This window comes from Bradyrhizobium huanghuaihaiense (assembly GCF_007830635.1).
In the GTDB taxonomy this organism is placed as follows: Bacteria; Pseudomonadota; Alphaproteobacteria; order Rhizobiales; family Xanthobacteraceae; genus Bradyrhizobium; species Bradyrhizobium huanghuaihaiense.
Window position 1 is genome coordinate 407,018 of sequence record NZ_VLLA01000004.1, and the last position, 18,746, is coordinate 425,763.

Genomic DNA, 18,746 nt, shown 5'->3' on the forward strand with positions numbered 1-18,746 from the left:
GTGCGACTTTAGGCTATCTCGGCCACGGATATTGTCACGCCGAACCGCCGCTCGAACTCGGCGAGATCGACGACGCCGCGGCGGTGGGTGCCGTCGCCGATCTTGCGGTCGCCGTCCCAGGCCTCGACCTCGAACAAGATGCTCCTGACTTCGATCGCGACGACCCGTGCCGTCGCCCGCACCGTGCGGCCGACCGGCGTTGCCGCCAGATGGCGGATATTGACCATCATTCCGACGCTGACATGGCCTGCAGGCAGGAATGGCTGAACCGCCGATCCCGCGGCCATCTCCATGTGCAGGATCATCATCGGCGTGCCGTAGACTTCAGGCATGCCCGGCACCGCATGGCCAACCGTCATCTCGCGCGTGACGGTCACCAGTTTTTCCGCTGTCGTGCCGAGGGTCACCTTCTCAAGCGGATTCATGGCTCATTCCCGTCTCTGCCTCGGTCTTGGATGGGGTGGATGTTTCGGACCGCGGCTTACGCCCGGTGAGCCGGTTGCTGAGCCGGTCGAGATAGAGATAGACGACCGGCGTGGTGTACAGCGTCAGGATCTGCGACAGCATCAGGCCGCCGACGATGGTATAGCCGAGCGGCTGGCGCAGCTCCGCACCGGTGCCGGAGCCGATCATCAGCGGCACGCCGCCAAGCAGCGCCGCCATCGTAGTCATCAGGATCGGCCGGAAGCGAAGCGTGCAGGCCTGGTAGATCGCCTCCTCGGGGCTCAGCCCATTCTGGCGTTCCACCTCGAGGGCGAAGTCGACCAGCATGATGCCGTTCTTCTTCACGATGCCGATCAGGAGGATGATGCCGATGATCGCGATGACGCTGAGATCCATGTGGACCGCGAGCAGCAGCAACAGCGCGCCGATGCCGGCCGACGGCAGCGTCGACAGGATCGTAATGGGGTGGATCAGGCTCTCATAGAGCACACCAAGGATGATGTAGATCACGATCAGCGCCGCCCCGATCAGGAGCGGCGTGCCCGACAGGGAGGACTGGAACGCCTGGGCGTTGCCCTGGAACGAGGTCGACAGCGAGGCGGGCTTGCCGGTGTCCTTCTCGATCTTCTGGATCGCCGTCACCGCATCGCCCAGCGCGACGCCCGGCTTCAGGTTGAACGAGATCGTCACCGAGGGAAACAGGCTCTGGTGATTGATCAGGATCGGCGCGGGCTTGATGACGCTGTGGACCAGCGTGCTGAGCGGGACCTGCTGGCCGGAGGCCGAGTTCAGATAGATGTCCTTGAGCGCTTCGGGCCCGTACTGGAAGCGTGGATCGACCTCCATCACGACATGGTACTGGTTCAGCGAGGTGAACATGGTCGAGACGATGCGCTGGCCAAAGGCGTCGTCGAGCGCGTTGTCGATCGTCGTGGGCAGGATGCCGAAGCTGGAGGCGACCTCGCGATCGACGGTGACCTCCAGCCGCGGACCGGCATTGGCCTGATCGCTCGCGACATCGGTGATGGCGTCGAGGGCGCGAAGCTTCTCCAGGAAGATCGCCGACCAGTGGGTGAGCTCGTTGGAATCGGCATCCGTCAGCGTGTACTGGTACTGCGTCTTCGACAGGCGGGCGCCGATGGTGATGTCCTGCGCGGCCTGCATGTAGAGCCTGATGCCCTGGATGTGGGCGAGCCGAGGGCCCAGGCGGTTGATGATTTGGTCGGCGCTGGCCTTGCGCTCGGGCTTCGGCTTCAGGACGATGAAGATGCGGCCCTGGTTGAGCGTCGCCGTCGGGCCGCCGGGGCCGATATAGCTTGCCACCGATTGAATTGCCGGATCCTTCAGGAGGATGTTGACGATCGCCTGCTGGCGTTCGGACATCGCGGGGAAGGAGATGTCCTGGGCGGCCTCGGTGATGCCGACGATCTGTCCGGTGTCCTGCTGCGGGAAGAAACCCTTCGGAATGATCACGTAGAGATAGCCGGTCAGCGCGATGGTGGAGAGCATCACGAGCAGCGTGACGAAGCGATGGCGCAGCACGACGCGCAAGCCCCGCGCGTAGAGCGCGAGCAGCGCATCGAAGCCGCGTTCGAACAGCAGATAGATCCGGCCGTGCTTCTTTCGCGATTCGTCCTTCAAAAGACGCGCACACATCATCGGTGTCAGGGTGAGCGAGATGACGAGCGAGAGCAGCAGCGAGGCGGTGATGGTGACGGCGAATTCCTGGAACAGCTTGCCGACATAGCCGCCCATCAGGAACAGCGGGATGAACACCGCGATCAGCGACAGCGTGATCGAGACGATCGTGAAGCCGATCTCGGCGGAGCCCTTGAGCGCTGCCTCCAGCGGCGTCATGCCCTGCTCGAGATGGCGCACGATGTTCTCGATGACCACGACGGCATCGTCCACCACGAAGCCGACCGCGATCGACAAGGCCATCAGCGAGAGGTTGTCGAGACTGTAGCCGAGCACATAGAGGACCGCGAACGTCCCGATCAGCGCCAGCGGCACCGTGATCGCCGGGATGACGGTGGCCCAGAAATTCCGCAGGAACAGGAAGATGACCATCACCACCAGGGCGACCGTGAGCATCAGCGTGAACTGAACGTCGGAGACCGCGGCGCGGATGGTGGCGGTGCGATCGGCCGCGATCGTCACCTTGATCGCCGGCGGAACGGAGGCCTGCAGCTGCGGCAGCAGCTTCTTGATGCGGTCGACCGTCTCGATGACGTTGGCGCCGGGAACGCGCTGGACGGCGAGGATGATGGCGGGATCCTTGCCGTACCAGCCGGCCAGGAGGTCGTTTTCGGGCGCCTCGATCGCCGTGCCGACGTCGCGGATCCGCACCGGCGAGCCGTTGCGATAGGCGATGATGAGGTCTTCGTAGGCGGAAGGCTTCAGCAGCTGGTCGTTGGTGTTCAGCGTGTAGGTGACACGCGGGCTGTTGAGCGTGCCCTTGGGCAGGTCGACATTGGCGCCGGCGATGACGCTGCGGACGTCTTCGAGGCCGATGCCGCGGGCGGCGAGCGCCTGCGGATTGACGCGAACGCGGATCGCGGGCTTCTGCTGGCCGCCGATGCCGACGAGGCCGACGCCGGGGACCTGCGAGATCTTCGGCAGCAGGATGTTTTCGGCATAGGCGTCCACCGTCGTCAGCGGCAGCGAGTCCGACGTCAGCGCGATCAGCATGATCGGCGTCTCCGCCGGATTCACCTTCCTGATCGTCGGCGGGTAGGGGATGTTCGGTGGCAGGAAGGGGCTGGCGGCGTTGATCGCGGCCAGCACGTCCACCGCCGCGCTGTCCACGGTGCGCGACAGCTCGAACTGCACCGTGAGCTGGGCGACGCCGAGCGCACTGGACGAGGTGAGCTGCGTGATGCCCGGAATCTGGCTGAGCTGCTGCTCGAGCGGCGTTGCGAGGGACGAGGCGATGGTGCCGGGATCGGCGCCGGGCAATTGCGCCGAGATCTGGATCGTCGGGTAATTGACGTTCGGCAGCGCTCCGACCGGCAGCAGCGGATAGGCCGCAAGGCCGAGCAGCAGCAGGCCGGCCATCAGCAACGCGGTTGCAATCGGTCGCAGGATGAAGAGCGCGGAGAGGTTCATGGAAGCGCGTCCTGCACGGCGCTCTGCAGGTCGGCTTCGCGCGCAGCCTTGCCATGCAACTCCCGGACGCGGCTGCCTTCCGTCAGCCGATACTGGCCGTCGACCACGACGACGTCGCCCGACTTCAGCCCCTGGTCGATCAGCGCCTGGCCGTCGCTGATCTGCGCGACGTGGACGGGACGCAAGGCCGCGGTCTGGTCGGGAGATACGACATAGACATAGCTGCCGTTCGGGCCCTGCTGCACGGCCGAGCCGGCGACAGTGAGCGCGTTCTTCTGAACCTCGAGCAGCAGGCGCGCGTTCACCAGCTGGCCCGGCCACAGCCGATGCTCGTGGTTCGGAAACACCGCCTTGAGCTGGACGGTGCCGGTCGTGCCCGCGATCTCGTTGTTGACCAGCAGCAGCGTGCCCTCGTCGAGCTTCATCTTGTTGTCCTGGCTGTAGGCGATGACCTTCAGCTCTCCTTTTGCGGCGTGCTGCTGGATCACGGGCAGATCGGTCTGCGGCAGGGTGAACAGCAGCGAGATCGGCTCGATCTGCGTGACGACGACGAGACCGTTGGGATCGGTCGGATGAATGACGTTGCCTACGTCGATCTGGCGAACCCCGGTGATGCCTGGAATCGCCGATGTCAGGCGCGTGTAGCTGAGCTGGACGTTGGCCTCGTCGATCTGGGCCTGGTCCGCCTTCACGGCGGCCTTGAGCTGCGCCACCTGCGCCGTCTGCGTCTCGATCAGTTGCGGGGTCGCATAGCCCTTGTCGCCGAGCTGGTTGTAGCGTGCGAGATTGGCCTCGGCATTGGCAAGCTGCGCCTGGTCCCTATCGCGATTGGCGGTCAGCTGCTCGATCTGTGCTTCGTAGGGGCGCGGATCGATCTGCGCGAGCAGATCGCCGGTCTTGACCGTCTGTCCCTCGGTGAAGGCGATCTTGACGATCTGCCCCTGAATCTGGCTGCGCACGACGTCGGTGTTGTAGGCGATCACCGTGCCGATGCCGCGCAGATAGATCGGGACGTCCTTGCCGGAGACGGTGGCGGCGACGACTGGCACGGCGGTGGGCACCGGCGCGGCCGCGACGGCCGGCTTCTTGTCGCTGGCGAAGAACCAGAGGCCTCCGCCAATCAGGATCGCGGCGAGAGCGACGAGTGCAAGGGTGAGGTTCCGCTTCACGGTGATGGTCCTTGTTGATCTCAGGGATTGCCGGAGCTGTTGCCTGACGTCGTGCCGCCCATGGACGTGGGGCCGGGCACCGGCACGGGCGGACTGATTCCGGCACCACCGAGCTCGGTGGACCCGAGCGGAATCCCGACGCGTCCGATCGTCGATGTCTGGGGAGGCAGGGCCGACGGCGTCGTCGTGCCGCTCTGGCACGCGAGCGACGAGCTTCCCGAGAGCCCGCCGCCGTCGAACAGGGCGCCTGACGATCCGGCATTGCCCGATGGCGCGCAGTTCGTCATGCCCAACGAAGGATTGATCGGGGATATGCCGGGCGTTGCGATTTCGGTCGAGCCGAGTGGAATGCCTTCAGGCCGCGTCGCGCCGAGGTTGAGCGGCGAGGTCGCGGACATGCCGACGGGGGGCGGCGTCGTCGGCAGCGTCATTTGCGCATCTGCCGCAGCCGGCATCAGCCATATCAGGCCAGTTGCGAGCGCCGCGCGCAGTTGCATCGATGCGAGCCGGCGGCATCCGAACCTGTTCGATGAGGGCTGTTCTCGCATAGGCTGCTCCGGAGTCTTTCATTTGCGCGGGACGATAGGGAGCGGCCGGCGACCCGGTATTTCCTGAAAGCACGTCCCGCTGTCTCACCGCACGATCGGGAAGCATCTCCCTCATCGTGACTGCTTCTGCAGCAGCAGCGTTGCCTCGGACAGTTCCCGGCGGCACCTGGCGATGTCTCTGGAGCGGTCCGCGGCACGCGCACGATCGAGCGCATCGAGCGCGAGCCGAAGCTGCGCTCCGCTCGCGCCCTCAGCCTCCGCCAGCGATCGCGGCGTGGGCTGATGACTGCGCAGCGCACTGAGGCTCTCCGGGCCCCAGCCATGCGCGCCGGCAGTCTTCTCGATGGCGGCGTCCAGCTTTGCCTGGACATGTCCGATCGAAGCCTCGCAGGACGCTGCATGAACCGGAGAGGCCGCATCCACGAGGATTATCATGACAGCTGCAATCGGGATGAGTGAATTCGATGTCATTGTCGATCCTCTCGTGTCGATGGTTGAACGTCGGTCTCGAATGACAGAACCGATGCGAGCCGTCTTTCGCTTACGAACGTCAGCCGCCCTGCACGCGCGCGAGGTCGTGCCATCAGAGAAACCGGACGTGAGCGGGATCGGCCGCGGCGGACTTGCCGGCGTGCGAAGTGGCAAGCGCCGTTGTTTGCCGAAATACGCAAGGGAGCGACGAACCTAGTGTCGCGTCATTCCAACCCCGGAGTGATCCCGACATGAAACCCCTCAACGCTGGCCTCGCCCTCGCTGCCGCCCTCTCCCTGTTCGCGACCGTCCCGGCGCGCGCGGAACCCCCGAAGAACATCGTCCTGGTGCACGGAGCCTGGGTCGATGCGTCGGGCTGGAAGCCGGTCTACGAGATCCTGACCAAGGAAGGCTTCCGCGTGACGATGGTGCAGGAGCCCGAAACCTCGTTCGCCGACGACGTCACCGCGGCGAAGCGGATTCTCGATCTCCAGGACGGCCCGACGCTGCTCGTCGGTCACAGCTATGGCGGCTCGATCATCACCGAGGCCGGCGTCCATCCCAACGTCGTCGGCCTCGTCTACGTCGCCGCACACGCGCCCGACGTCGGCGAGGATGAATCGGCGCTGGGCAAGAAGACGCCGAGCGTGCTCGGCAAGACCGAGGGCGTCATCAAGGTCACGCCCGACAAGTTCACCTATCTAGATCCCGTGCAGTTCCCGAAACTGTTCGCGCCCGATCTGCCGCGCGAGCGGGCCGAGTTCGTTGCGCGCTCCCAGGTCCTGGCGGCGACCCAGGTGTTCAGCACGCCGCTGACCGCGGCTGCGTGGAAGACCAAGCCGAGCTGGGGCATCGTTGCCGGCAGCGACCAGATCATCAATCCGGATCTCGAGCGCTGGTACTACGAGCGCGCCAAGAGCCAGACCACCGTGATCCCCGGCGCCAGCCACTCCGTCTACGAGTCCCATCCGAAGGAAGTGGCTGCCATCATCACTCGCGCCGCACGCAGCATCGATCAACCGGCCACGCGCTGACGATGTGTTTTTGCCGGTCCTGACGCACGGCCGGCAGAAGGAAGGACGGCGGGAGAGACAGCACTCCCGCCGGTCCGACTGTCCCATCAGGAGGATTCCGTGAGCACCAACTGGCAGAACAACCGCGCCGCGCGCGATGCGCGCATCGCGGCCGGCGCGGGGTTTGCGCGCGGCAAGGTCGTGGAGGCGAGCGACGCCACGCGCCTGCTGGAGGCCGTGATCAGGCCGGGCGACCGGGTTTGCCTCGAGGGTGACAACCAGAAGCAGGCCGATCTGCTCAGCCGCGCGCTTCTCGCTGTCGATCTCTCCAGAGTGAACGATCTGCACATGGTGCAGTCGGGCGTCGTTCTTCCCGAGCATCTGGACCTGTTCGAGCGCGGCGTCGCCAGGCGCCTCGACTATGCCTATTCCGGGCCGCAATCGGCGCGCATCGCCCGCATGCTGTTCGGCGGCAAGATCGAGCTCGGCGCGGTTCACACCTATCTCGAATTGTTCGCCCGCTATTTCATCGACCTGACGCCGCAGGTTGCGTTGATCGCCGCCGTCAGCGCCGACCGCGAAGGCAATCTCTACACCGGCCCCAACACCGAGGACACGCCGACCGTGGTGGAGGCGACCGCCTTCAAGGACGGCATCGTGATCGCGCAGGTCAACGAGATCGTCGAGACGGTGCCGCGTGTCGACATCCCGGCGGACCGCGTCCACTTCATCGTCAAGTCCGACAAACCGTTCTTCGTCGAGCCGCTGTTCACGCGCGATCCGGCCGCGATCACCGAGGGTCAGATCCTGACCGCGATGCTCGCGATCAAGGGCATCTATGCGCCCTATGGTGTGCAGCGGCTCAATCACGGCATCGGCTTCAGCACGGCCGCGATCGAGCTCCTGCTGCCGACTTTCGGCGAGCGGCTTGGGCTGAAGGGCAAGATCGCAACCCATTTTGCGCTGAACCCGCATCCCGCGCTGATTCCGGCGATCGAGTCCGGTTGGGTGCGGCAGATCCACTCGTTCGGCTCGGAGGTCGGCATGGATGACTACATCCGCGCCCGATCGGACGTGTATTTCACCGGTCCTGACGGCTCGCTGCGCTCCAATCGCGCCTTCTGCCAGACCGCCGGTCTCTATGCCTGCGACATGTTCATCGGCTCCACGCTGCAGATCGATTTGCAGGGAAATTCGTCGACCGTCACCACCTCGCGCATTGCGGGCTTCGGCGGTGCGCCGAACATGGGCGCGGATGCCCGCGGGCGGCGTCATCCGAGCGAGCCCTGGCTGAAGGCGGGAGCCGAGGCCGACCCCGATGGCGCGGCCCTGATGCGCCGCGGCCGCAAGCTGGTCGTGCAGATCGGCGAGACGTTCGGCGACAAGAACGTGCCGCTGTTCGTCGAGAAGCTCGACGCCATCGAGCTCGCGGAGAAGCTGAATCTCGAGCTCGCGCCGATCATGATCTATGGCGATGACGTCACGCACATCGTCACCGAGGAGGGCGTGGCCAACCTCCTGCTGTGCCGCACCGCGCAGGAGCGCGAGCAGGCCATCCGCGGTGTTGCCGGCTACACCGATGTCGGCCGCCGGCGGGATCACGGCATGGTCGCGCAATTGCGCGAGCGCGGAGTGATCCGACGGCCGGAAGACCTCGGCATCAATCCGCTCGATGCGGATCGCAGCCTGCTGGCGGCGCGCTCGATCAAGGATCTCGTGCGCTGGTCGGGCGGCCTCTACGCGCCGCCGTCGAAATTCAGGAACTGGTGAGGACGGGCCATGGAAGATCTCAGGTTTCAGCACAGGGTCCGCGCACGGGCCGGCGGCATCAGGAAGAGCGCGATCGTCGGCGTGGTCGCTTCGGGAAATCTCGAAGTGCTGGTGGAGCGCGTCCTGCCCGATACGGAATGCGCCCTCGACATCAAGACCGCGGCCATCGGCTTCGGAGAAGTGTGGACCGCCGTGATCGGCGATTTCGTCGAGCGCTATTCGCCCGGCGGCTTAAGATTCTCGATCAACGACGGCGGCGCGCGCCCCGATACGGTCTCGCTTCGGCTGGCGCAGGCAGTGCGATTGATCGCGGAGAACGGCCAATGACCGCGCCACTCAAGGACATCACCCCGGCCGAACGCGCCCGCGGCACCAGCTTCTACGAGGCGTCGGCCCGCACGCGGCTGGAGCTGCTGCTCGATGCCGGCAGCTTCGTCGAGTTCATCGGGCCGGAGCAGCGCGAGGTCAGCCCGCATCTGAAGATATTCGATCTTCCCGAGCAGTTCGACGACGGCATCGTCGTCGGTCACGGCCGCCTCGACGGTTCGCCGGTGTTCGTTGCCGCGCAGGAGGGCCGCTTCATGGGCGGCGCCTTCGGCGAGGTGCACGGCGCCAAGCTGACCGGGCTGCTCCGCGCGGCGCGCCAGATCGGCTCGATCCCCGTCCTGATCCTGTTCGACACCGGCGGCGTCCGGTTGCAGGAAGCCAATGCCGGCGAGCTCGCCATCGCCGAGATCATGCGGGCGGTGATGGAGGCGCGCAGCGCCGGCGTGAAGGTGATCGGGCTGATTGGCGGCAGGTCCGGATGCTATGGCGGCGGCGGGTTGATCGCAGGCTGCTGCTCGGCGCTCGCGGTCTCGGAGCCCGGGCGCATCGCGGTGTCGGGCCCCGAGGTGATCGAGACCAATCGCGGTGTCGAGGAGTTCGACTCCCGCGACCGTGCGCTGGTCTGGCGCACCATGGGCGGCAAGCATCGCCGCCTGCTCGGCGCTGCCGACGTCTTTGCCGATGACAATGTGCAGGATTTCCGCGAGGCCGCGCTGGAGCTGCTGGGTCTGGTCGGACCTTTCGGTCTCGACAGCGTGAAGGCCGAGCAGGAGCGGCTTGCCGACCGGTTGCGCCGCTTCGGCGCCTGCGAGGATGCCGTCGACATCTGGACAGCGGAAGGCATCGCACATGCTGAAACGGTTCCGGAGCTGCCGGCCGATCAGTTCATTGCGCTTGCCGACAGGATCGGGAGGACCAGCCGTGACGCTCGATGATATCATCACTTCGCTGTTCCCTGATGGCCATGAGGTCCGGAACGACAAAGGGGTCCTTCTCGGTTCGGCGACGCTGCGATCCGGCGACACAATGCTCGTCCTCGGTGTCGCTGATAGGACCGCGCTGGGTGTCGACGAGGCAATCAGATTGTCCGGTCATGTGCTCCGGTCGATCGGCCGGGACAGCGGTCCGATCCTGGTGCTCGTCGACAGCGACAGCCAGCGCATGAGCAAGCGCGATGAGCTGCTCGGGCTGAACGAATTCCTCGCGCATCTCGCCAAGGTATTGATCCACGCGGACATGAACGGCCGGCCGACCATCGGCCTTCTCTACGGTCACTCGGCGGCGGGGGCACTGCTTGCGACGGGCCTTGCAACGCGCGTGCTGGTCGGATTGCCGGGTGCGGCCCCTGCGGTGATGGACCTGCCGTCGATGGCGAAGGTCACCAAGCTGTCGATGGAAGCGCTGGAGGAGAAGGCGAAGTCGACGCCGGTGTTCGCTCCGGGCCTGTCCAATCTCGCGCAGATGGGCGCGGTTCACATGACATGGAGCCATGCCGCCTCGCTCGCCGATCAGCTGGAGGCGCTGCTGGCGGACATGCCGGCCGCGCGGGACCGGCGGGATGCGCTCGGCAAGGCGCGTGGCGGCCGCCTCAAGGCTGCCGAGATCGCGGAGCGTGTTCGTGACCTCGCCATGCAAGCACGCTGAGCGTCCACCGGGTCGTCACGACCTCGTCTTCGTCAGCCCGGCAGGGTGGCGCGCGATGCTGGACGCACGCGGCGATCTCGCAACCGATACGCTGGTCGCGCGCTGGCCCAAAATGCGATGGCCGACCATCAGGCGTCGCGTCTTGCCAGGCGAGGCAAACGGCCTCGCTTTAGGCCTGCCCCTGCCGCCCTCGGCCGGCAAGAAGCGGATCTCCTTCCTGGTTGATAACGACCACGTCACCTCGGTCGCACGGCCGCCATTGCTGCGGCAGGCGCGGGCTTACGCGCCGCGCAACTGGTGGCCGACGCTCGACCGGCTCGACGCGCTGGCGCAGCGCGATGCGGTGGATGCGCGCGCCTTCGGCAGCCTGGCCTGGCAGTCGCTGACCGGGCTCGACTACGTGACCACCGGTTCCGATCTCGACGTCCTGTTCGAGTTTCGAACCGAGACCGACATCGATCGCCTCGTCGCCGATGTCGCCGCAATCGAGGCCGATGCGCCGATGCGGCTCGATGGTGAGCTGATGGGGGCCGACGGAGCCGCGGTCAACTGGCGCGAGTTTCACGGCGGCGCGAGCGAGCTTCTGGTCAAGAGCATCGACAGCGTTGGGCTGCTCGGCAGGCATCAGTTCATTTCGGGAGCGATGGCATCATGATCACCACAGCCGCAAGAGGCGTGGAACGGACGGCGCTACGCCGGGCGCAGATCGCGCCCGATGTCTCCACCATCGGCGCTGTCGCCTCGGACTGCCTCGTCAAGGAGCTGGAAACCTGGCCGAAGCCGGGGCTGGTAAGCCACGTCGACAACGGCAGTCACGATGACATGGATGCGGGCACGTTTCGCCGCAGCGCTGTCGCGATCAGGCCTTATCTGCAACGCCTGGCCGATGCAGGCGCGCTTGGCTGCGGCATGGGCCGGCTGCGGATCATCGGCCTCGAGGCGGAGCGCGCCATGTTCGCGGCAACGTCGGGGGTCAACACGCATCGTGGTGCGATCTTCGGGCTCGGCCTGCTGTGCGCGGCGGCCGGCGCGAGAGCCGGTGGATTGGTCGATCCCCGGTTTCCGCTTGGCGATGTCGTGACGCGCCTGTGGGGCGACAGAATCCTCGACGGTCCGGTGCTGCTGCACAGCCATGGCAGCGCGGCCCGTCGCCGCTTTCGCGCCGGCGGTGCGCGTATCGAGGCTGCGACGGGATTTCCGAGTATCTACAGAATCGGCTTACCAGCCTTGCGGAGAGCGGCGCCTGTCGTTCCGGAGGATACGGAAGCCGCACGGGTCGAAGCATGCTTTGCCCTGATCGCATCCGTCGAGGACACCAACCTCCTGCATCGAGGCGGGCTCGACGGCCTTCGCTTTGCGCACGACGCAGCGCGCCGCTTCATTGCTTCAGGCGGCGTCCGCGCATCCGGCTGGCGTGCACGCGCGCAAGCGATTCACGAGAGCTTCGTCGCCCGCCGTCTCAGTCCGGGCGGATCGGCCGATCTGCTTGCCATGACGCTCTTCGTCGACGCCCATGAGAGGCCGACCTCATGACGTCGAATGTCATCCTGATGGCGCTGGTGCCGGTCTTCTTCGTCCTGCTGCTGGGGTACGGCGCCGGCAGATTTCGCATCGTCGACAACGGTCACGTCGAAGGTCTCAACGCGCTTGTGATGGATTTCGCCCTGCCGGCCTCGCTGTTCGCCGCAACCGCATCGGCCCCGCGCGATGGGATCACCGGGCAGGCTCCGGTCTTCCTGGTGTTCGGCGTGACGATGCTGGTCATCTATGCCGGCTGGTACTGGTTCGAGCGCAGCTTCTTTGCGGTGACGAGATCCGACGCATCGGTGCAGGCTCTGACGGTCGGCTTTCCAAATCTTGCCGGCGTTGGTCTCCCGATCCTGTCGACCGTACTCGGGCCGACAGGCATCGTCCCGGTCGCCGTTGCGCTCGCAACCGGCTCGATCCTTGTCAGCCCCTTGACCCTCGTGATCGTCGAGATGAGCGCTGCCAAGTCGCGCGGCGCCGATGCGCCGTCGCATCCGGTCCTGATGGCGGTGCGGCGCGCGCTCGTCAAGCCGGTGGTGTGGGCGCCGGCGCTCGGCGTCGTGCTGTCGTTGTCCGGCATGAATCTCGATCCACTTGTCCATGCCTGTCTCACCCTGATCGGGAGCGCGGCTGCAGGCGTTGCGCTGTTCCTGACCGGCCTCGTTCTGTCTGCCCAGTCGCTCCGCCTGAATTGGAGAGTGGTTGCCGCAACGGGAGCCGCTGACGTCATGCGTCCGCTGGTGGCGGTCGCCATTGTTTACGGCTTGCACCTTCCGCCCGATGCCGCGAAGACGGCGATTCTGCTCGCGGCATTGCCCTCGGGCTTCTTCGGCATCCTGTTTGCCGTCAACTACCGGCTGGACTCCGCGACGATCGGCTCCATGGTCATCGCCAGCACCGGCTTCAGCATCGTGACCCTGGCGATTACGATCGCAATGCTCTTTCCTCATTAGGCCGCGACCATGACACTCGCGATCCTGTGCTCGGGACAAGGCAGGCAGCACCGGGAGATGTTCGCCCTCACCGGCGATGCGCCGGAAGCTGAGCGCCTGTTTGCGCACGCGGCGACATTGCTCGGTGGCGGGGATCCGCGCGAATTCGTGCGCCGCGAACCCGACGAGGCCCTGCACCGCAATCGCGCCGGCCAGATTTTGTGTACTTTGCAGGCGCTCGCAGCGATGGCCGCGCTCGGCGATGCCATTCCGCGCGGCGCGATCATTGCCGGCTACAGCGTCGGCGAGGTCGCGGCCTGGGGCGTCGGCGGCCTGTTCGACGCGATCCTCACGCTCGACCTCGTCGCGCGCCGGGCTGAGGCCATGGATGCGGCGACGCACGCCGGCGATGGGCTGATCTTCGTCCGCGGCCTTACGCGAGAGCAGGCCGGTCGCCTTTGCGAGCGCCACGGTGCAGCGATCGCCATCGTCAATCCGGGCGATGCCTTTGTCATCGGTGGTAGCCGGGAGGCATTGAACCAGATCGCCGCAGACGCGGGGGCAATGCACGGCGCAAGGATCGTCGCCTTGCCGGTCGAGGTTGCCTCCCACACCCAGCGTCTAGCCGGCGCATCCGTCGCATTTCGCGAGACCTTAAATATGGCGCCGGTGTCGTTCCCGTCGCGGAACGGTGCGCGCATTCTGAGCGGAATCGATGCCGCTCCGGTCGTCTCGCGCGAAACCGGTCTCGACAAGCTTGCCGCACAGATCTCGCAAACCGTGCAATGGGCCGATTGCCTGCAAGCCTGTGTCGAGGCGGGTGCGACGGGTTTCTTGGAGCTCGGGCCGGGACATGCACTGAGCGGCATGGCCGCGGAAATCGCCCCCACGCTTCCAGCGCGCTCGCTGGACGATTTCCGAAGTCTTCAGGGCATCCGCAGCTGGCTCATGCGCCGCCTCGGCTCCTAGACCGACTAGTCCCGAAGCGACGATGCGCTCGATCGCGTCGTGCTGTCGAAGAAAGGGGGCCGTCCTTTGGGGGAGGACGGCCCCTAAAATGCTCGTTGCCCAGGGAGGAGGAAGGCTCGAGCCGTGACTTGGGGGTCTTAAGTCACGTAACACGCACATCATCGCCGATCCCGTAGCCGGCGTATTTCACGAACCCCTGCTGTTTCTCATTTCGCATGATTCACGAGAGGTCCACGCCCAGCACGCGCGACATGGCCTTGTGCGCCGACGCGGGATCGCTCTCCGAGTGGCTCGACGAAGCTGACGCGTTCCGCACGGCGCTCCGCCAGCGCGCAGGCGTGTCACCCGTCATGCGCTTGAACACGGTCGAGAAATGCGCCTGCGTGCAGAAGCCGACGGCCAGCGCCACCTCGGCCAAAGGCGTGTCCGAGCTCGATAGCATCGATTTGGCGCGTTCGACGCGCTCGTGCAGCAGGTACTCCCGCGGTCGGTAGCCGGTCGCGACGCGAAACTGGGCCGCGAAGTGCATCCGCGACAGTCCCGCGACCTTGGCCAATTGGGACAGGCTGATGCAGCGCTCGAAATGTGCCCCGACATACTCCTCGACGCGCCGCAAGCGCCATTTCGCCAGCGCGTTGACTTTCGTGTGCGGACGCTCGTGCCGGGCAACGTGCATGGCCAGCGTCCGGCCGATGCAGCGGGCAAATTCGCGGTCGGCCAGATGACCATGTTCGGTGAGCGCCTTCGCGAGCTGCTCGGCGAAGGGATCGCGGAGCAGGAGGAGGTCGTTGAAGATCTCGGGCGAGACGGGAACCGCGCCGGGGCGCGGGCATGGAAAATAGACGCTGGCGGCGGGGTGGAAATGCAGGAAATCGTACGGCGCGGAGAACAACGCGCAGAGCTGCTGCGACGGCGCGCCGACATAGAGCGTGCCTGCCGGCATGATGCCGTCGAAGATGGTGCGACGGCCTCTGCTCAATTTGAGGGGGGTCGTCTTCAAGGCGATGGCGAGGAAGTATCGGTCGCAAGGTGTCGTCGCTTCTTCCTGCCTTATGTCTGCTTGCGTGCAGACCCAGCGCGAGATCGTGATGTCCTCTGGCGGCGCGCCGGCATGTTGGCCGGGCTGACGCCATCTTCGCTCGCAGGGAACTGCGCGTGCCCCCAGCGGGGAATCGGGTTCGTGACGGTTGGGTTGAGAGGGCGACCAGGCGCCGGCCGCTTGCAGATCAGTGAACATCGTTCGTCCCGTGTCCTGGATTCTGCTGCCGCTGTCGGCTCGCAGAATGCAATTGGCTCATGCTCGAACGATAAGTCTGAAGCCGTCGCAAGGCTCGTTACGGATGCTTAAAGGGTGTTAGATGTTGCAAGTGCACAGACTGCGACCGGGTGTCGCAAATGCTTCAATTGGATCAAAGCGATCAAGCACTTGGGACGAGCGCCCGGTGTTAGCGGGCGACGCGGACCGAAGAGACGCGAGGTGCGTCTCGCCCAATGTCAGGTGGCTCGTCAGCTTCAGGGCAGGCGCGGCGAGGCGTCGATGCCGGGCGTAAGGCCGGGTGCGATCTTCTCTGCGGGCGGAACCGCGGGTTCGCGTGTGTAGGGAAGCGTTTCAATCTCGGGGCGCTGCTGCGATGTCGTTTGCAGGCAATCGGGGCGGGGCGGACGTCCCGCGCCGAACAGATCGAAGACGGGATCGACGAAGCTCGCGCGGAACCGGTCGAACGAGGTTTGTCCGGCGCCCTCGGACGGCTGCCGGATCGTCACCGTCGCTGTCATGCCGGAGACGAGCGGCACATCCGGCGGCACCGTATCGATGGCGAGGCGAACCGGTACACGCTGTGCCAGCCGCACCCAGGTGTAGATCGGATCGACGTTGGGCAGGCCTTGCGTGCCTACGGCCGCGTTCGACACGCTGATGCCGCGCGTCACGGTCTTCACATGTCCGAGGATCGGCCTGGGATAGCCGACCAGATGCGCTTCGGCACGATCGCCGACGCAGACCCGCGCCATCTTGGTCTCCTCGAAATAGCCGTCGATCCAGAAGCTGTTGGAGTCGATGACGGAAATGTTGCTGACGCCGGTGACGGCGTAGTCGCCCGCACGCAGCAGCAGATTGGTGACGTAGCCGTCGACCGGACTGATCACGCTGGTGCGCTTCAGGTTCAGCTCTGCCTGCGCGAGCTGGTGCGCCGCCGACTCGTAGGCAGCCTTCGCCTGCGCCGCATTGCCGGCATAGATCTGCTGCTCTTCGGGTGTCGTCGCAAGGTCGGACAGATGCTGGCGCCGCTCGTACTCGGCCTGCTTCACCACGAGGTCCGCGGCCCGCTGGTCCATCAGCGCCTTGTCGACGCGGACGGCGACCTCGAAGTCGAAGGGATCGATCACGTAGAGGACGTCGCCCCTGTGGACGAACTGGTTGTCGGCCACCCTCAGCTCCACGATCTTGCCCGCAACCTGCGGCGCGACGTTGGCGACCTGGACGCGGACGCTGCCGTTCCGCGTCCAGGGCGCGGTGACGTAGTGCTGCCAGGTCGCAACCGCGATCAGGACCGCGATCGCTGCGATGCCGAGGGTCGCAAGATGCTTGCCGGCATCGCGGACGAAACGGACCACCGCGGCGGCCATGGCTCTTTCTCCCTAGAAGAACAGTGCGAACAGGCCGAACATCGCAATGTAGAGACTGAGCTCGGCCAGCGAGGGGTTGCTGAACAATCTTGCGAATCCGACCAAGCGCAGCAGCGGACGGAGCAGCAGGAACGCAAGCAGCGCGATTGCCGCATAGGTGACGATGGGGGCGATGAGCACGCCGCCGACGACCAGCTCCCGATAGGTGTTCGTCATGGCCGTTCGCCCCGGTTTTCACGTGACGGCGCGAAAGCGCCGCTCGCCGCAATCAGCATGGCGATGGCCGAATTGGCGGGCAGGTTGCTTCGCACCGCCGCCTCGCGGAGCACGTCGGCAGAAGCGAGGATGGCGCCGCCGTTCCGCTGCGCGAGGGCCTCTCGCGCGTCCTGAGCCGCTTCGGCGAGCGGCCCCAGTCGCAGCCGGTCCAGTTCGGCGCGGCAACGCCGCAGGGCTTCGGCCTGGTCGAAACAGCGCATCGCCTTGGCCGTGATCTGGCCATCGAGAGGCAAGGCGCCCTTTGCGGTCAGGATCTGTTCGATCCGGGCCGCGTCGCGAAACGCGGCTTCCTCCGCTGCGAGGTATCGGGTTCGTTCGCGGTCGAGATGGTCCAGCTCGCGCCTGGCTTCTCCCAGCAGCAGCCGAACCCGCCGGTCGCCCGACAGCGGAGGCAGCAGCATCTGCGCCGCGAACACGAGCACCGCCGACAGGCAGGCAAAGAGACTCGCCACCAGGAACATCTCGGGGTCGTAGCTCTGCGGATTGGTCGGTACGAGGACGGCGATCGTGAACACCAGGACGAGGCGGCCGAGGGACGACAGTGTCGGGTTCGGCAGCGAGATCAGCAGTGCGAGGCCGATGACGACGGGCGCAAGACCGATCGCCAGCAGCTGAAATTCGGACACGCCGTTGAAGACGAGGTATTTCAGCATGCCGGCCAGCGCGCAGGCGATCGGCATCGCCGTCAACGTCACCAGCGTGAAGCTGCGTGGCGCTGGTGACGTCGAGCTGAGGCCGATGATCACCGCGACGAGCGAGAGGCAGAGCTCGGTGCTCGGCCAGCCCGTCAGCACGAAGAAAACCGCGATCAGCGTGAACGAGACCGCGGCCCGTGCGCCGGTTTCCGCCGCGATGCGGCGCGAGCGATACAGCGGCGCGCGCCATGCATGGGACGGCCGCGTCCCTTCACGCAGCGCGTCGAGGCTGCTGCGGACCTGCGCGTTCTTTCGGCCGATCTCGGTCTGGAGCCAGGATCGGGATGTCGCTATTAACCCGGCTGTATCCGGGGTGGCGGCGGGGAGCGCTGCGAGCATGCGGCCGAGCGAGAGCGCACTGACGAGATCGACCAGCGCGGCGCGCGCAGCTTCGGTCCTTGCCGTGCCGATGCTGGATTCCGTCGCAAGGCTGGCGATCTCCGGGCGCAGTGCCGCGATGTCATGCAACAGGCTCGCGGCAGCCGGCGCGGAGGCACGCTCGGCACCTTGCGCGAGGTCCGCGGCCCGGTGGTACAGCGCCTCGATGCGGCTGGCCAGCACCGGATGGTAATTCGGCGCGGCCAGAACCTCGTTCACAAGCGCGACCGCAAGGACGCCGATGCCGATGGCGGCGCCGCGTGCGACGCCGGCCGGGAACACCTGGAGCGGCGTGTCGATCTGCTGGATATCGACCAGGGCGACGGTGATGCAGCAGAGCGCGGCTGCATAGGCGCGGTTGCCGTCCAGCATCCCGGCGACATAGACGCAGAGCCCGACCCAGATGCCGAGCACCGCGAGCAGGAGACCGTCGGTCTGGGAAAACAGGCCCGCGATTGCGATCGAAGCGGCAACGCCGATGGCGGTTGCGAGCAGCCGGTAGCCGGCCTTCTCCATGCCCTGACCGCGTGTCGGCAGGGCCAGGACGGCCACGGTGAGGGCGGACGACGACGGCGAGTCGAGCTCGAGCCAGAAGCTGACATAGAGTGCGAGCAGCATCGCCAGCCAGACGCGCAACGCGAGAGCCCAGGAGCTCGCGGGGAATCCGGCGAAGACCAGCGGGCGCGGCGCGGCAGCACTGGTGGCGTTCACTGGCATGTTTCCCCATCCGCTTCGGCAGAGCGTGCCCGCCCTGCCGATATCGACAATATCGACGGTGACTATGAGGTTGGCCGGGCCTGCCGGTATTTCCGGTCCACCAACCCGGTTGCCAGAATGCACGCTTGGGGGA

General features: G+C 66.1%; 18 protein-coding genes. 9 read left to right on the plus strand and 9 right to left on the minus strand.

Going from position 1 to position 18,746, the window contains the following annotated elements:
- Positions 1-8 precede the first annotated feature (8 nt).
- From IQ16_RS12435 to IQ16_RS12455, 5 genes are all read right to left on the minus strand, one after another.
- On the minus strand, positions 9-425 hold the full coding sequence (locus IQ16_RS12435; protein WP_018641389.1) for a thioesterase family protein: 417 nt from the start codon (positions 423-425) through the stop codon (positions 9-11).
- Entirely contained in the window at positions 412-3,552 is a 3,141-nt protein-coding gene (locus IQ16_RS12440; RefSeq protein WP_018641388.1) for an efflux RND transporter permease subunit, read from the minus strand. Before IQ16_RS12440 ends, IQ16_RS12435 begins: the two co-directional genes overlap by 14 nt.
- Positions 3,549-4,721 (minus strand): efflux RND transporter periplasmic adaptor subunit, encoded by a 1,173-nt coding sequence (locus IQ16_RS12445; protein WP_018641387.1) that lies wholly within the window; start codon positions 4,719-4,721, stop codon positions 3,549-3,551. The genes IQ16_RS12440 and IQ16_RS12445 overlap by 4 nt, the downstream gene beginning before the upstream one ends.
- A gap of 20 nt (positions 4,722-4,741) precedes the next feature.
- Positions 4,742-5,218 (minus strand): hypothetical protein, encoded by a 477-nt coding sequence (locus tag IQ16_RS45110; protein WP_063710339.1) that lies wholly within the window; start codon positions 5,216-5,218, stop codon positions 4,742-4,744.
- Positions 5,219-5,380: 162 nt separating this feature from the next.
- Positions 5,381-5,704, minus strand: coding sequence for a hypothetical protein (locus tag IQ16_RS12455; RefSeq protein WP_020607796.1), 324 nt, complete (start codon positions 5,702-5,704; stop codon positions 5,381-5,383).
- A gap of 287 nt (positions 5,705-5,991) precedes the next feature.
- Between IQ16_RS12455 and IQ16_RS12460 the strand changes: the two genes are divergently transcribed.
- The 9 genes from IQ16_RS12460 (at position 5,992) to IQ16_RS12500 (ending at position 13,922) form a co-directional block, all read left to right on the plus strand.
- Positions 5,992-6,774: an alpha/beta hydrolase gene (locus tag IQ16_RS12460; RefSeq protein WP_145831481.1), complete on the plus strand. Its 783-nt coding sequence runs from the start codon at positions 5,992-5,994 to the stop codon at positions 6,772-6,774.
- A 99-nt stretch (positions 6,775-6,873) separates the two neighbouring features.
- The gene (gene mdcA, locus IQ16_RS12465) at positions 6,874-8,523 is read left to right on the plus strand and encodes a malonate decarboxylase subunit alpha (protein WP_018641383.1); all 1,650 of its coding nucleotides are present in this window, start codon (positions 6,874-6,876) and stop codon (positions 8,521-8,523) included.
- Positions 8,524-8,532: 9 nt separating this feature from the next.
- Entirely contained in the window at positions 8,533-8,850 is a 318-nt protein-coding gene (gene mdcC, locus IQ16_RS12470) for a malonate decarboxylase acyl carrier protein (RefSeq protein WP_018641382.1), read from the plus strand.
- Complete coding sequence (locus IQ16_RS12475) at positions 8,847-9,785, plus strand: biotin-independent malonate decarboxylase subunit beta (protein WP_018641381.1); 939 nt, start codon at positions 8,847-8,849, stop codon at positions 9,783-9,785. The genes mdcC and IQ16_RS12475 overlap by 4 nt, the downstream gene beginning before the upstream one ends.
- Positions 9,772-10,494 carry a biotin-independent malonate decarboxylase subunit gamma gene (mdcE, locus tag IQ16_RS12480; protein WP_018641380.1) on the plus strand — a complete coding sequence of 241 codons (723 nt, stop codon included), beginning with the start codon at positions 9,772-9,774 and terminating at the stop codon, positions 10,492-10,494. Before IQ16_RS12475 ends, mdcE begins: the two co-directional genes overlap by 14 nt.
- Positions 10,469-11,149 (plus strand): malonate decarboxylase holo-[acyl-carrier-protein] synthase, encoded by a 681-nt coding sequence (gene mdcG, locus IQ16_RS12485; RefSeq protein WP_026311747.1) that lies wholly within the window; start codon positions 10,469-10,471, stop codon positions 11,147-11,149. The genes mdcE and mdcG overlap by 26 nt, the downstream gene beginning before the upstream one ends.
- Entirely contained in the window at positions 11,146-12,027 is an 882-nt protein-coding gene (gene mdcB, locus IQ16_RS12490) for a triphosphoribosyl-dephospho-CoA synthase MdcB (protein ID WP_018641378.1), read from the plus strand. Before mdcG ends, mdcB begins: the two co-directional genes overlap by 4 nt.
- Positions 12,024-12,974, plus strand: coding sequence for an AEC family transporter (locus IQ16_RS12495; protein ID WP_018641377.1), 951 nt, complete (start codon positions 12,024-12,026; stop codon positions 12,972-12,974). The genes mdcB and IQ16_RS12495 overlap by 4 nt, the downstream gene beginning before the upstream one ends.
- Before the next feature lie 9 nt (positions 12,975-12,983).
- On the plus strand, positions 12,984-13,922 hold the full coding sequence (locus IQ16_RS12500; protein ID WP_018641376.1) for an acyltransferase domain-containing protein: 939 nt from the start codon (positions 12,984-12,986) through the stop codon (positions 13,920-13,922).
- A 220-nt stretch (positions 13,923-14,142) separates the two neighbouring features.
- Here IQ16_RS12500 and IQ16_RS12505 read toward each other — a convergent pair whose 3' ends face one another.
- The 4 genes from IQ16_RS12505 to IQ16_RS12520 all read right to left on the minus strand — a co-directional run bounded on the left by IQ16_RS12505 (position 14,143) and on the right by IQ16_RS12520 (position 18,613).
- On the minus strand, positions 14,143-14,901 hold the full coding sequence (locus IQ16_RS12505) for an AraC family transcriptional regulator (protein WP_321175491.1): 759 nt from the start codon (positions 14,899-14,901) through the stop codon (positions 14,143-14,145).
- Positions 14,902-15,434: 533 nt separating this feature from the next.
- A complete protein-coding gene (locus tag IQ16_RS12510) occupies positions 15,435-16,547 on the minus strand; it encodes an HlyD family secretion protein (protein WP_018641375.1) in 1,113 nt (370 codons plus the stop codon).
- 12 nt (positions 16,548-16,559) lie between these two features.
- Positions 16,560-16,763 (minus strand): DUF1656 domain-containing protein, encoded by a 204-nt coding sequence (locus tag IQ16_RS12515; RefSeq protein ID WP_018641374.1) that lies wholly within the window; start codon positions 16,761-16,763, stop codon positions 16,560-16,562.
- Positions 16,760-18,613, minus strand: coding sequence for an FUSC family protein (locus IQ16_RS12520; RefSeq protein WP_018641373.1), 1,854 nt, complete (start codon positions 18,611-18,613; stop codon positions 16,760-16,762). The genes IQ16_RS12515 and IQ16_RS12520 overlap by 4 nt, the downstream gene beginning before the upstream one ends.
- Between the last annotated feature and the right edge of the window lie 133 nt (positions 18,614-18,746).